Origin of the sequence: Streptomyces sp. NBC_01116 (genome assembly GCF_041435495.1) — a bacterium.
GTDB lineage: Bacteria > Actinomycetota > Actinomycetes > Streptomycetales > Streptomycetaceae > Streptomyces.
In genome coordinates this window covers 8296174-8311391 of sequence record NZ_CP108644.1, presented here as the reverse complement: position 1 = coordinate 8311391, position 15218 = coordinate 8296174, and the positions used below count along the sequence as shown (strand labels likewise).

Below are 15218 nucleotides of genomic sequence, written 5' to 3'. Positions count from 1 at the left end.
CGCGTGTCGGGTCGGTGTCATGACAGGCCGAGCTCGTTGTCGATGAGGTCGAAGAGTTCGTCGTCGTCGGCGCCGTCCATGCGGTCCTCGATGGAGTCGGCTGCCGTGCCGTCGCCGTCCGCCGCGGTGGCCGCCGGGTCTAGGCGGCCCAGGAGTTCCCGGAGCCGCCCGACGAGCCGTTCACGGTCCGCCGGGTCGTCGACACCGCCGTCGAGGGCGCCTTCCAGGCGATCCAGTTCGGCGAGGCCGGGGACCGGGCCGGGCCCGGCGTCGGGGACCAGTTCGGCGACGAGGTGTCCGGCGATCGCGGCAGGGGTGGGGTGGTCGAAGAGCAGGGTGGCCGGCAGGGGGTGGCCGGTGGCGGCGCGCAGCCGGTTGCGCAGTTCCACCGCGGTCAGCGAGTCGAAACCGACCTCCAGCAGACCGCGTCCGGGCTCGACCGCGGCCGGGCCGCTGTGGCCTAGTACGAGGGCGGCGTGGGAGCGGACCAGGTCGAGGAGGACCCGGCCGCGCTGGGTGTCGTTGAGGGAGCCGAGGCGCTGCTTCAGGGCTTCGGGCCCGTCTGGGCCGGCACCGGCGGCGGGGCCCGCGGCGCCGCGCCGGGCGGCGGGGCGCACCAGGCCGCGAAGCAGGGCGGGGACGCCGCCGGTGGCGGCCTGGGCGCGGACGGCCGCGGTGTCGAGCCGCAGCGGGAGGACCACCGGCTCGTCGAGAGTGCCGGCCGTGTCGAACAGCGCCAGTCCCTGGGCCGGGTCGAAGGCGACGATCCCGCCCCGGGCGATCCGTCGCAGGTCTGCCTCGGTGAGCCCGCCGGTCATCCCGGTGCTGTTGGCCCACAGGCCCCAGGCGAGGGAGCGGCCGGGCAGCCCGTCGGCGCGGCGGCGGTGGGCCAGCGCGTCCAGGAAGGCGTTGGCGGCGGCGTAGTTGCCCTGGCCCATGCCGCCGAAGACTCCGGCGATGGACGAGAACAGGACGAACTCGGACAGGTCCAGGCCGGCGGTGAGTTCGTGCAGGTTGATCGCCGCGTCCACCTTGGGGCGCAGGACGAGGTCCAGCTGCTCGGGCGTCATGGTGGCGACGACGCCGTCGGCCAGGACGCCCGCGGCATGCACCACCCCGGTCAAGGGGTGTGCGGGGGGCAGAGCGGCCAGCAGGGCCGCGAGGGCGTCGCGGTCGGCGGCGTCGCAGGCGATGATCTCGGCGTGCGCGCCCAGGGCTGCGAGCTCGGCGAGGAGTTCCGCCGCGCCGTCGGAGGCGGGGCCGCTGCGGCTGGTCAGCAGCAGGTGCCGGACGCCGTGTTCGGCGGCCAGGTGACGGGCGACGTGGGCGCCGATGGCGCCGGTTCCGCCGGTGATCAGGACGGTTCCGACGCCGTCCCAGCCGGGTGCGCGCCCGGTGGCGGCCAGCGGTACGCGGGCCAGCCGGGCGATGTGGACGGCCCCGGCCCGGATCGCGAGCTGGGGTTCCCCGGACGCGAGGGCTTCGGCGAGTACGGCGGGCGGGATCTCGTGGGCGTCCAGGTCCAGCAGGACGAAGCGGTCGGGGTTCTCGGTCTGCGCCGAGCGGACCATGCCCCAGAGCGCGGCCAGGGCCGGATCCGGGACGTCGTCGCCGGTCACCGGGACCGCGCCCGCGGTGACCAGGACCAGCTTGGAGCCGGTCAGGCGCTCGTCGGCCAGCCAGTCGCGGAGCAGGGCGAGGACCGTGCCGAGGCCGTCGTGGACCGCGTCGCGGAGGGTGCCGGGCGGCGCGTACGGGGCTGGCGGGCAGGTGGCCAGGACCAGCCGGGGTGGCGTGGCGCCCGTGTCGAGCAGTGCGGACAGCGCGGCGAGGTCGGTGACCGTACCGCCGGGAAGCGGCGCGGCGCCGGAGGGCAGGGGGGTCCCGGTGCCGAGCACGGTCCAGGACTCCGGGCCGAGGACGGTGACCGCCGGCGTCCCGGCGCGCTCGGGCACGGCCTGCCACTCGGGGCGGAACAGTTCCTCGTGGTGTCCGGTGCGAGTGGCCTTGAAACGGTCGGGCGAGACGGGCCGCAGGACCAGGGAGCGGGCCGAGACCACCGGCCGCCCGGTGGCATCGGTCGCCCGTACGGCGACGGCGTCGCGGCCGGTGGGGGTCAGCCGCAGCCGGAGTTCGGTGGCGCCGGAGGCGTGCAGGCGCACCCCGTTCCAGGAGAACGGCAGCCAGCCCTGCGCGGGTCCCTCCAGTACGTCGAACACCAGCGCGTGCAGGGCGGCGTCCAGCAGGGCCGGATGCAGGCCGAACGCGGCGGCGTCCGGCTGCTGCTCTTCGGGCAGGCTCGCGACGGCGTACACCTCGTCGCCGAGCCGCCAGGCCGCGCGCAGGCCCTGGAACGCGGGGCCGTAGGCGAATCCACCGCCCGCGAAGCGGTCGTACAGGCCTTCCGTGTCGAGGGGGACGGCTCCGGGCGGCGGCCAGGCCACGGGGTCCGCCGGGTCGGCCGGGTCCGCCGGGTCGGGGTCTGCGGCGGAGGTGAGCAGGCCGCTCGCGTGCCGGGTCCAGGGGGCGTCGGGGCCGTCGTCGGCCGCACGGGCGTGGACGCTCAGCGGGCGGGTGCCGGAGGCTTCCGGGCTTCCGACGGCGAGCTGAAGTACGACGGCTCCGTCCGCCGGGAGCACCAGCGGTGCCTCCAGGGTCAGTTCCTCGACCTGGCCGCAGCCGACCTGGTCGCCCGCGCGGACCGCGAGTTCCAGGAACGCGGTGGCGGGGAACAGCACGCCCTCGTAGACGCCGTGGTCGGCCAGCCAGGGGTGGCTGCGGACCGAGAACCTGCCGGTGAAGAGGAAGCCGTCGGAGTCCGCGAGTTCCGTTCCGGCACCGAGCAGCGGGTGGTCCACCGTCCGCAGTCCGGCCGCGGGCAGGTCGGCTGTGGCCGGGCCGGCCTCCAGCCAGTAGCTGCCGCGCTGGAAGGCGTAGGTCGGCAGGTCGACGGCGGAGCGGGACGGGCCGCCGGAGTGAACGGCGTTCCAGTCCACGCGGACGCCCGCGACGTGCAGCCGGGCCAGGGCGGCCGTCGCCGCGGGCGCTTCGGGCCGGTCCTTGCGCAGCAGGGGCAACAGCAGCGTGGAGCTGCCTGTGGCTCCGGTGCTGTCGGTGGCTCCGGTGCTGTCGGTCAGGCAGTCCTGGCCCATGGCGGTGAGCGCGCCGTCGGGTCCGAGTTCCAGGAACGCGGTGACGCCGTCGCGTTCCAGGTGGCGTACGCCGTCCTGGAAGCGGACGGTGCCGCGCACGTGCTCCACCCAGTAGTCCGGTGAGCCGAGCTGCTCGGAGGTGGCCGGCTCGCCCGTCAGGTCGGAGATGACGGGGACGGTGGCCTCCCCCGGGACGATCCGCGCCGCGACCTCGCGGAACTCGGCGAGCATGGGCTCCATGAGGGGCGAGTGGAAGGCGTGGGAGACGCGCAGCCGTCGGGTCTTGCGCCCGCGCGCGGCGAGTACGGCGGCGATCTCGTCCACCGCCGCCGCGGCACCGGAGATCACGGTCGAGACCGGGCCGTTGACCGCGGCGAGGCCGACGTCGCTCTCGCGGCCCGCGAGCAGGGGCAGTACCTCCTCCTCCCCGGCGGCGAGGGCCGCCATCGCGCCGCCCGCCGGGAGAGCCTGCATCAGCCGTCCCCGCGCGACCACCAGTTCCGCGGCGTCGGGCAGGGCGAACACGCCAGCGACGTGGGCGGCGGCCAGCTCTCCCACGGAGTGGCCGAGCAGCCGGTCGGGTCGTACGCCCCAGTGCTCGACGAGCCGGAAGAGTGCGACGCCGAGGGCGAACAGGGCGGGCTGGGTGTACTCGGTGCGGTCCAGCAGGCCGTGGCCGGGGTCGCCGGGGCCCGCGTCGATCACCTCCCGCAGCGGGCGGTCGAGCAGCGGGTCGAGTTCCGCGCAGACCGCGTCGAAGGCGTCGGCGAAGACCGGGAACCGCGCGTACAGTTCGGCGCCCATGCCGGTGCGCTGGCTGCCCTGGCCGGGGAACAGGAAGGCCGTCTTCGCGACCGGGCCGGTGACTCCGCTCACCAGGTCCGCCGACGGCTCGCCGGCGGCGAGGGCGGTGAGCCCCTGGAGCAGGGTCTGCCGGTCCGTGCCGGTGAGGGCGGCCCGGTGCTCGAAGGCGCTGCGGTTCAGCGCCAGGGAGCGGCCCAGGTCCGCGACGGCGAGGGCCGGATCGTGCTCCACGTGCCGCAGCAGCCGGGCGGCCTGCTCCCGCAGCGCCTTCGCGCTGCGGGCGGAGAGCAGCCAGGGCAGGGCGGGCGCGGCGGGGGTGGTCGCCGGGATCGGCGCGGGGTCGACGGCCGGGGCCGGTTCGAACCCGGCGGGGGTGTCGGCCGGGGCCGGTTCGGTGGGCTGTTCGAGGATGGTGTGGGCGTTGGTGCCGCTGACTCCGAACGACGACACCGCGGCCCGCCGGGGGCGCCCGGTCTCCGGCCACGGGGTGTCGTCGGTGAGCAGCCGGACCGCGCCGGCCGACCAGTCCACGTGGGGTGTCGGCGTGTCGACGTGCAGGGTGCGCGGCAGCGCCCCGTGCCGCATGGCCTGCACCATCTTGATGATGCCGGCGACTCCGGCGGCGGCTTGGCTGTGCCCGATGTTCGACTTCAGCGACCCCAGCCACAGCGGCTGCCGCTCGCCGCGTTCCCGGCCGTACGTGGCCAGGAGTGCCTGGGCCTCGATCGGGTCGCCCAGCCGGGTCCCGGTGCCGTGCGCCTCCACCGCGTCGACCTCGGAGGCGGTCAGTCCGGCGTCGGCGAGGGCGGCCCGGATGACCCGTTGTTGGGAGGGTCCGTTGGGGGCGGTCAGGCCGTTGCTGGCGCCGTCCTGGTTGACGGCGGAGCCGCGTACGAGGGCGAGCACCGGGTGACCGTTGCGCCGGGCGTCCGAGAGGCGTTCCAGGACGAGCAGTCCGGCGCCTTCGGCCCAGGAGGTGCCGTCGGCGGCGGCGGCGAACGGTTTGCAGCGGCCGTCCTCGGCGAGCACCCGTTGCCGGCTGAACTCCACGAACGCGCCCGGTGTCGACATCACGGTCACCCCGCCGGCGAGCGCCAGCGAGCATTCGCCCGCCCGCAGCGATTGGGCCGCGAGGTGGACCGCGACCAGCGACGAGGAGCACGCCGTGTCGACGGTCACCGCGGGCCCTTCGAGACCGAGGCTGTAGGAGATCCGCCCGGACGCCACGCTGCCCGCGCTGCCGATGCCGAGGTAGCCCTCGAACTCTTCGGAGGGCTCGGTGACGCGCGACCCGTAGTCGTGGTGGCTGCATCCGACGAAGACGCCGCTCGCGCTGCCCTTGAGTGACAGCGGGTCGATGCCGGCGCGCTCGAACGCCTCCCAGGAGAGTTCGAGCAGCAGCCGCTGCTGGGGGTCGATGGTCAGCGCCTCGCGCGGGGAGATCCCGAAGAAGGCCGGGTCGAAGCGGTCGGCGTCGTGGAGGAAGCCGCCTTCCCGTGCGTAGGTGCTGCCGACCCGGTCCGGGTCCGGGTCGTAGAGGCCGTCCAGGTCCCAGCCGCGTCCGGTGGGGAAGCCGGTGATCGCGTCCTGCCCGCCCACGACGAGCTCCCACAGCTCCTCGGGGGTGCCGACGCCGCCGGGGTAGCGGCAGCTCATGGCGACCACGGCGATCGCCTCGTCCTCGGGCACCGCGACGGCCGCGGGCACCTGCCCGGGAGCGTCGGGCGTCTCCGTGGCGGGTGCCCCCGGCAGTTCGGTACGCAGGTGTCCGGCCAGGTCCGTGGCCGTGGGGTAGTCGAAGGCCAGGGTCACCGACAGGCGAAGGCCGGTGGCCGCGGCGAGCCGGTTGCGCAGTTCGACGGCGGTCAGCGAATCGAAGCCGATGTCCTTGAACGCCTGGTCAGGTCCGACCGCCTCGGGCCCGGGGTGGCCGAGCACGGCGGCGACCTCGCGGCGGACCAGGTCCAGCAGGGCCCGGTCCCGTTCCGCCGGGGGCAGTGCGGCCAGCCGCAGGGCCGGCGGCTCGGTGCCGTCGGCCGTGCTCCGGGACCCGCCCGCGGCGGCGAGTGCGTCCCGTACCTCGGGCAGGTCCCCGAGGGCGGCGCTGGGCCGGAGCGCGGTGAACGCCCGGGTGAAGCGGTCCCAGGCGAAGTCGGCGACGAGGACGGCCGTGTCGTCGTGGTCGAGGGCCTGGCGCAGCGCGACCGTGGCCGTGGCGGGATCCATGGCGGGCAGGCCGTCGCGGATCAGGCGTTCGGCGACCGCTCCGGAGGCAAGGCTGTCGCCACCCCACAGGCCCCAGGCCACCGAGGTGCCGGGCAGTCCGAGGTCGCGGCGCTGCCGGGCCAGGGCATCGAGGTAGGCGTTGGCGGCGGCGTAGCTGCCCTGGCCGGTGCCGCCGAGCGTGCCGGCGAGCGAGGAGAACAGCACGAAGGCGGTCAGGTCGAGTTCTCGGGTGAGCGCGTCGAGGTTGCGTGCGCCGTCGAGCTTGGGGCGCAGAACGCCGGCCGCGCGTTCGGGGGTGATCGAGTCGATCACCCCGTCGTCGAGGACGCCCGCGGTGTGCAGTACGGCGCGCAGCGGGCGCTCGGCCGGAATACCGGCGAGCAGTTCCGCCAGTGCGTCGCGGTCCGCGACGTCGCAGGCCACCGCGGTGGCGGCGGCGCCGAGGCCGCGCAGTTCGGCCAACAGGGCGTCGGCCCCCGGAGCCTGTGCGCCGCGCCGGCTGGTGAGCAGCAGGTGCGCGGTACCGGTGCGGGCGAGCCATCGGGCGATCTGGGCGCCGAGACCGCCGGTGCCGCCGGTGATCAGGACCGTGCCCTCGGGTGTCCAGTCGCGTACGGGGGCGGTACCGCCGAGTCCGGCGTGGACGACCCTGCGGCCGTAGAGGCCGGTGGCACGTACCGCCAGCTGGTCCTCTCCGTCGGGGCCCGTCAGTGCTTCGGCGAGCCGGGTCGCGGCCCGGTCGTCGAGCCGTCGCGGCAGGTCGACCAGGCCGGCCCACCGCTGCGGGTACTCGACGCCGGCGACGCCGCCGATCCCCCAGACCAGGGCCTGGAGCGTGCTGTCGATCCGGTCGGAGCGGCCGACCGACACCGCGCCCCGGGTGGCGCACCAGAGCGGGGCGTCGATGCCGAGGTCGCCCAGGGCCTGGAGGAGCGCGACTGTCAGGGTGAGGCCGCGGGGAAGCGCCGATCCGTCCCCGTGGGGTTCTTCGGCCAGAGCCAGCAGCGACAGGAGCCCGGCGGGCGGCCCGTCGGTGTGGTCGTGGGCGTCGCGGAGCAGCGCGGCGAACCGTGTCCGGTCGGTCGCGTCGGGGCCCGCTTCGACCAGGACGGGTGTGGCGCCGTGTCCGCGCAGGGAGTCCACGGCGAACGCGACGGCCGGATCGCCGGCGGCGCCGGCCGGGGCGACGACGAGCCAACTACCGGTGAGCCGGGGCCGCTCGGGTGCCGGCAGGGGCTTCCAGGCGACCCGGTAGCGCCAGCTGTCGGCGGTCCGGTCGCCGGCCCGCCCGCGCGCCCACTCGGCGAGGGTGGGCACCAGGGAGGCGAGGGAGGCCCTCAGTTCCCCGTCCTCGACCCGCAGGGTGGTGGCGAGGGCGTCCAGGTCCCCGTGGTCGACCGCCTCCCAGAAGCCGGAGTCGGCCGGGCCGGTGCCGGTCATGGCGGTGGCGGGCCGGTCGGGGGCGGTGGTGTCCAGCCAGTAGCGCTGCTGCTGGAAGGCGTAGGTGGGCAGGGGTCGCTTGCGCGCGCCGGTTCCGGCGAACACCGTGCCCCAGTCCACCGGCATTCCACGTACCTGGAGTTCGGTGAGCGCGGCGAGGAAGCGGCCGGGGCCGCCCTCGGTGCGGCGCAGGGTGCCGACGACGGCTCCGTCGTCGGCACCGGCCGCTTCGACGGCCTGCTGGAGCCAGACGGTCAACGCGGGGTGGGTGCTGCACTCGACGAAGGTGTGGTGTCCGTCGGCGATGAGCGCGTCGACCGCCCGTCCGAACTCCACGGGCCGGCGCAGGTTTTCGTACCAGTACGCGGCGTCCAGGCCCAGGGTGTCCAGGGGGCCGCCGCTGACCGTGGAGTAGAACGGGACGTCGGACGTCCGCGGCGCGGTGTCGGCGAGGAGGGTGAGCAGTTCCTCCCGGAGTTCCTCCACCTGGGGCGAGTGCCCGGCGAAGTCCACGCCGGGGACCGGCCAGGTCAGGACGCCCGCCTCGGAGTACTGCTCGCGCAGTCGTTCCAGTGCCGCCGGGTCGCCGGAGACCGTCACCGCCGTCGGCCCGTTGACCGCGGCGACGTCGAGTGCCCCGTCGTGGGCGGACAGTACTTCGCGTACGGCTTCGACCGGCTGCGGCACGAACAGCATGCCGCCGCGTCCGGTCAGGGCCAGCAGGGCCCGGCTGCGCAGAGCGACGATCCGGGCCGCGTCGTCCAGCGAGAGCGCGCCGGCCACGCAGGCGGCGGCGATCTCCCCCTGGGAGTGGCCGACCACGGCGTCGGGGACGATCCCGTGCGCCCGCCACAGCTCGGCCAGCGACACCATCATGGCGAACAGCACCGGCTGCACCACGTCGACACGGTCCAGCGGGGGCGCGTCGGGCTCGTCCCGCAGGACCGCTAGCGGCGACCAGTCCAGGTGCGGGGCGAGGGCGCGTTCACAGGCCGCGATCCGGTCGGCGAAGGCCGGGGCGTGGTCGAGCAGTTCCCTGGCCATGCCGGCCCACTCGGATCCCTGGCCGGGGAAGACGAAGACGGTCCTGTCCGATCGGGCGACAGTGCCTTCGACCAGGCCGGGCGCGCGGTCTCCCGTGGCCAGCGCGGCCAGGCCGCCCAGCAGGGTCGCGAGGTCGTCACCGACGACGGCCGCACGGTGCTCGAAGGCGGTCCTGGTGGTGGCCAGGGAGTAGCCGACGTCGACGGGGGACAGCTCCGGATGCTCCGTCAGGTACGTGTGCAGCCGCTCCGCCTGGGCTTTCACCGCCTCGGCGGTCCGCCCGGACAGGACCCACGGGACGGCGGCCCACGGAGTGCCCGGGTCCGTCGAACCGGATCCGGCGGACGACTCTGCGGTGAGTGCGGGTACGGGTACGGCGGGTGCGTCGGACACGACGGCGGGTGCGGCAGGCTCGTCGGATCCGACGGCGGGTACGGACCCGGCCGGCAAGGCGGGCAGCGGGAGTGCGTGCTCGGCTGGCGGCTGCTCGATGACGACATGGGCGTTGGTGCCGCTCAGGCCGAACGAGGACACTCCGGCCCTGCGCGGCCGTCCGGTCTCCGGCCAGGGTGTGGCCTCGGTCAGCAGCGCGACGGCGCCCGCCGTCCAGTCGACGTTCGGGGACGGCCGGTCGATGTGCAGGGTCCGCGGCAGCTCGCCGTGCCCCATGGCCAGCACCATCTTGATGATGCCGCCGACCCCGGCGGCGGCCTGGGTGTGCCCTATGTTCGACTTCAGCGACCCGAGCCACACCGGCCGGTCGGCGGGCCGGTCCTGGCCGTAGGTGGCCAGCAGCGCGTCGGCCTCGATCGGGTCGCCCAGCCGGGTACCGGTGCCGTGCGCCTCGACTGCGTCCACGTCGGCGGCCGTCAGCCGGGCGTTCGCCAGCGCGTCGCGGATCACCCGCTGCTGGGCCAAGCCGCTGGGCGCGGTCAGCCCGTTGCTCGCGCCGTCCTGGTTGATCGCCGAGCCGCGCAGCACCGCGAGCACCGGGTGGCCGTTGCGGCGGGCGTCCGAGAGGCGCTCCAGCACAAGCAGGCCCACACCCTCGGCCATGCCGAAGCCGTCCGCCGAGGCGGCGAAGGACTTGCAGCGCCCGTCTTCGGCGAGCCCGCGTTGCCGGCTGAAGCCGGTGAACGACAGCGGGGTGCCCATCAGCGTGGCGCCGCCCGCCAGTGCCAGCGCGCATTCGCCCGAGCGCAGCGACTGCGCGGCGAGGTGGACCGCCACCAGTGACGAGGAGCAGGCCGTGTCCACGGTCACGGCGGGCCCCTGGAGGCCGAGTTGGTAGGCGACCCTTCCGGACAGGACGCTGGTGGAGATGCCCGCGATGAACAGGCCCTCCAGTTCCTCGGGGACGTCGCGCAGGGTGCCGCCGTAGCCCTGGTAGGAGGCGCCGGCGAAGACCCCGGTCGGGGTTCCGTGCAGGGACGTCGGGTCGATACCGGCGCGCTCGATCGCCTCCCAGGAGGTTTCGAGCAGGAGCCGCTGCTGTGGGTCCATGGCCAGTGCCTCGCGCGGTGAGATCCCGAAGAATCCGGGGTCGAACCGGTCCGCGTCCCGGACGAATCCGCCCGCGGCGGCGTAGCTCCTGCCGGGCCGGTCAGGGTCCGCGTCGTACAGCGCGTCGAGGTCCCAGCCGCGGTCGGACGGCAGCCCGGAGACGGCGTCGCGCCCGTCGGCGACCAGGCGCCACAGGTCCTCGGGGGTGCGTACGCCGCCGGGGTAGCGGCAGCTCATGGAGACGATCACGATGGGGTCGTCGTCCGCGGCGGGTGCCGCCGACGGGGGCTGCCGGACGGTGGCGGGCTCCTCGGCGGCGTCCAGCAGTCCGGTCTCCAGGTGCCGGGCGAGCGCTGTCGCCGACGCGTAGTCGAAGACGACGGTGACCGGGAGCCGCAGGCCGGTGGCGGTGTTGAGCCGGTTGCGCATGTCCACGGCGGTCAGAGAGTCGAAGCCCAGGTCGCGGAAGGCACGGCCGGGGGCGACCGCGTCCGGCGAGCCGTGGCCGAGGACAGCGGCCGCGTGGGTCCGGACCAGGTCGATCAGCACCCGGGTCCGCTCGGCTGCCGGGAGCGGCTCCAGACGGTCGCGCAGCGCCGAGGACGTCCCCTCGGCCCCGGTCTCGCCGGTCTCCGGTTCGGCGGCCAGCGCGGCGCGCACCTCGGGGAGTTCGCCGATCAGCGGGCTGGGTCGCGCCGAGGTGAACACCGTCGCGAAGCGGTCCCAGTCGATGTCGGCGATCACGACCACCGTTTCGTCGTGGTCCAGGACCTGCTGGAGCCCGGTGATCGCGACCGCGGGCGGCATGAAGAGCACACCGTGGCCGCGCAGGTTCTCCTCCACCAGTTCGGCCGCCATCCCGGCCCCACCCTCGGGGCTCCAGATCCCCCACACCACGGAGGTCGCGGCGAGGCCACGGCTCCTGCGGTCCTCGGCGAGGCCGTCGAGATAGGCGTTGGCGGCGGCATAGGCGCCGTGGACGGCACTGCCCCACACCCCGGAGATCGAGGAGAACAGCACGAACGCGTCGAGCGTGTCCCGGTCGAAGAGCACGTCCAGGTTCCTGGCCCCGCCGGCCTTGGCGTGGAGGGTGTCGGCGAACTCGTCCACGTCGGTGGCGGGCAGTGGCACCAGCAGCCCGGCCCCCGCGGCGTGGAAGACGGTACTGATCCGGTGGCCGTCCTGTTCGAGGCCGTCCTTCAGGGCGCGCAGGGCCTCCAGGTCGGCGACGTCGCACGAGGCCAGGGTGACCTGGGCGCCTGAGGCGGCGAGTTCCTCGGAGAGCTCCGGCGCACCCGGCGCGTCCGCGCCGCGCCGGCTGACCAGCACCAGGTGACCGGCTCCTCGCCGGGCCAGCCAGCGCGCGATCTGCGCGCCGATCCCGCCGGTACCGCCGGTGATCAGCACGGTGCCCCCGGGCCGCCAGCTCCGCCGCGGCGCGGTGTCGCCCAGGGCGGACCGGACCAGCCGCCGGCCGTGGCAGCCGGTGGCCCGTACGGCCACCTGGTCCTCGTCTCCGGCCGCGCCGGCCAGCACCCGGCACAGCCGAGGGGCGGTGTCCGCGCCCAGGACCTCCGGGAGGTCGATCAGACCGCCCCAGCGCTGCGGGAACTCCAGCGCGGCGACCCGGCCCAGGCCCCAGAGCAGATTCTGCGCGGCGCTGACCGCACTCCCGGTGTCCGTGCCCCCGACCGACACCGCACCCCGAGTAGCCCACCACAGGGGCGCGTCGGTCCCGGTGTCACCGAGGGACTGCACCAGGGCCAGGTTGAGCGCGGTGCCCAGCGGGACGGAGGGATGTGCGGAGTGCGGGCGCTCGTCGAGGCCCAGCAGCGACAGCACTCCTGTCACCGGGCCGGGCAGCGCGTCGAGGGACGCGCGGACCCGGTCGGCCAGAACGGCGCGGTCGGCCTCCGCCTCGGTGAGCCGTACGTGGACCACCGAGGCTCCGGCCTGCTCCATGACGTGGACGGTCGTCTCCGACCGCCGCACCCCGTCCTCGGGCTGACCGTCCGACGACAGTACGAGCCAGCTGCCGTCCAGTGCGACCGGGCGGCCCTCGGGCAGGGCTCGCCAGGTCACCCGGTAGCGCCAGGAGTCGGCCACCGAACGCGCGGTGCGCTCGGTGCGCCAGGTGGCGAGCGCGGGGAGCACCACGTTCAGCGGGTCCTCGGGCGCCACGCCGAGGGTCGTGGTGAACCGGACCAGGTCACCCCCGCCCAGGGCGTCCCAGAAGTCGTCGCCCTCCGAGGAGGTTCCGGAAGGACCGCCCGCCGCCGGGCCGGTGTCCTCCAGCCAGTACGGGCGGCGCTGGAAGGGGTAGGTGGGCAGGGAGACAACGTCCGGACGGTGTCCGGCGAACACACGGTCCCAGTCGGGCGACAGACCACCCGCGTGGGCCTCCCCCAGGGACGTCAGGAAGCGGTCGAGGCCGCTCTCGCCGCGCCGCAGCGTGCCCACGACCACGGCGGGGCCCTGCGCGGAGGCGGCGGTGTCGGCCTCGTCGGCGGTCTGCTGGACACCGAAGGTGAGCACGGGGTGGGGGCTGGCCTCGACGAAGAACCGGAAACCCTCCCCCAACAACGCGCGGGTGGCCTCCTCGTACCGGACCGTCTCCCGCAGGTTCCGGTACCAGTACCCGGCGTCCAGAGCCTTCGTGTCCAGCCAGCCACCCGTCACCGTCGAATAGAACGGGACCGAACCCGAAACCGGAGCGATACCCGCCAGATCGGAGAGCAACCGCTCACGGATCTCCTCCACATGCGAGGAATGCGACGCGTAATCGACCTCGACACGACGGGCCCGGACACCCTCACCGATCAGTTCTCCAAGAAGCCCCGCAACCGCGTCCGCGTCACCCGAAACCACCGTCGACGACGGGCCGTTCACCGCCGCCACCGACAACCGGCCACCCCACCCCACAAGACGCCCAGCCACCACACCCACCGGCAACGGCACCGACGCCATACCACCCCGACCCGCCAACACCCCCACCGCACGAGAACGCAACGCCACCACACGCGCCCCGTCACCCAAACTCAGACCACCCGCCACACACGCAGCGGCAACCTCACCCTGCGAATGACCCACCACCCCATCCGGAACCACACCGAACGACCGCCACACCTCCGCCAACGACACCATCACCGCCCACAACACCGGCTGCACCACATCAACCCGCGCCAACAAACACTCCGAACCCAACGCCTCCACCAACGACCAGTCCACATACGGAGAAAGAGCCCGCTCACACTCCGCCATCCGCCCCGCGAACACACCCGACCCACCCAACAACCCCGCAGCCATCCCCACCCACTGCGAACCCTGACCCGGAAACACCAACACCACACGACCCGACGACACACCATCGCCCCGCACCAGCCCCGGCACCGACCGGCCCTCAGCCAGCGCCTTCACGCCGTCGATCAGCCGGTCCGGTCCGGTTCCCACGACCACGGCCCGCCGCTCGAAGGCGGTACGCGTGAGGGCGAGGGCGCGGCCGGTGTCGGCGGCACGCAAGGGTCCTGGGCCGGCGCTCAGGTGTGCCAGCAGCCGGGCCGCCTGGTCGCGCAGCGCCTCGTCGGTACGCCCCGACAGCACCCAGGGCAGCGGATGCGCATCGCCGCCGGCCGTGGGTTCGGCCTCCGGTTCGGATTCCTCCGCCGGGGCCTGTTCCAGGATCAGATGGGCGTTGGTGCCGCTGACGCCGAAGGCGGACACACCCGCCCGGCGCGGGCGTTCCGAGTCGTCCCAGGCGCGGGCCTCGGAGAGGATTGCCACGGCTCCCGAGGCCCAGTCCACCATGGGCGTCGGCCGGTCCGCGTGCAGGGTTCTGGGCAGTTCGCCGTGCTCGATCGCCAGCACCATCTTGATGACGCCGCCCACTCCGGCCGCCGCCGAGGTGTGGCCGATGTTCGACTTCAACGAGCCGATCCACACCGGCCGGTCCACCGGACGGTCCTGCCCGTACGTCGCCAGCAGAGCCTGGGCTTCGATGGGGTCGCCGAGAGTGGTGCCGGTGCCGTGCGCCTCCACCACATCCACCTCGGACGCCGACAACCCCGCATCCGCCAACGCCGCACGGATCACCCGCTGCTGCGACGGTCCATTCGGCGCGGTCAGGCCGTTGCTCGCACCGTCCTGGTTCGTGGCCGAACCGCGGATGACGGCCAGCACCGGGTGCCCGTTGCGCCGGGCGTCCGACAGACGCTCCACCAGCACTACACCGGCGCCCTCGGACCAGCCCGTGCCGTCCGCCTCCGCCGAGAACGCCTTGCACCGTCCGTCGGCAGACAACGCGCGCTGGCGGCTGAACGCCACGAACGCGTCGGGGGTCGCCATCACCGACACCCCGCCGGCCAGGGCCAGCGTGCAGTCGCCCGCCCGCAGGGCCCTGATCGCCAGGTGCAGGGCGACCAGGGAGGAGGAGCAGGCCGTGTCCACGGTCACGGCGGGCCCTTCCAGGCCCAGGGTGTAGGCGATCCGGCCGGAGACGACGCTGCTCGCGGTCCCGGTGTCCAACAGGCCCTGAACGTCGGGGAGGTGGCGCGAGCCCGCGCCGTAGCCGTTGCCGATCGCCCCGAGGAAGACACCCGTGCCGGTGCGCCGCAGCGTGCGGGGGTCGATCCCGGCCCGCTCGACCGCCTCCCAGGCGGTCTCCAGCGCCAGCCGCTGCTGGGGGTCCGTCGCCAGGGCCTCGCGCGGCGAGATGCCGAAGAACTCCGCGTCGAAATCGGCCGCGTCGTGGAGGAAGCCGCCGTGCCGGGTGTAGGAGGTACCGGGCCGCTCGGGGTCCGGGTCGTAGAGGCCCTCCAGGTCCCAGCCGCGGTTGACCGGCCAGGCGGAGACCGCGTCGGCGCCCCGGGAGAGCAGATCCCACAGTAGTTCGGGTGTGTGGGCGCCACCGGGGTAGCGGCAGGCCATGGAGACGATGGCGATCGGTTCGTGGCGGGCCTGCTCGGCTTCGCGCAGCTGCCTGCGGGCGTCGCCGAGGTCCGCGGTGGCACGCCTGAGGTAGTCGAGCAGCTTCTTGTCGTCGGACATCGGTGC

General features: G+C 74.6%; 1 protein-coding gene. It reads right to left on the bottom strand.

Translation table 11 applies throughout. The features are described from left to right. Window positions 1-17 precede the first annotated feature (17 nt). A complete protein-coding gene (locus OG245_RS36095) occupies window positions 18-15212 on the bottom strand; it encodes a type I polyketide synthase (protein ID WP_371627546.1) in 15195 nt (5064 codons plus the stop codon). Between the last annotated feature and the right edge of the window lie 6 nt (window positions 15213-15218).

What these genes read in the sequence shown, in the direction of transcription:
- OG245_RS36095 (WP_371627546.1), bottom strand. Translation starts at nt 15,212, where the DNA reads ATGTCCGACGACAAGAAGCTGCTCGACTACCTCAGGCGTGCCACCGCG.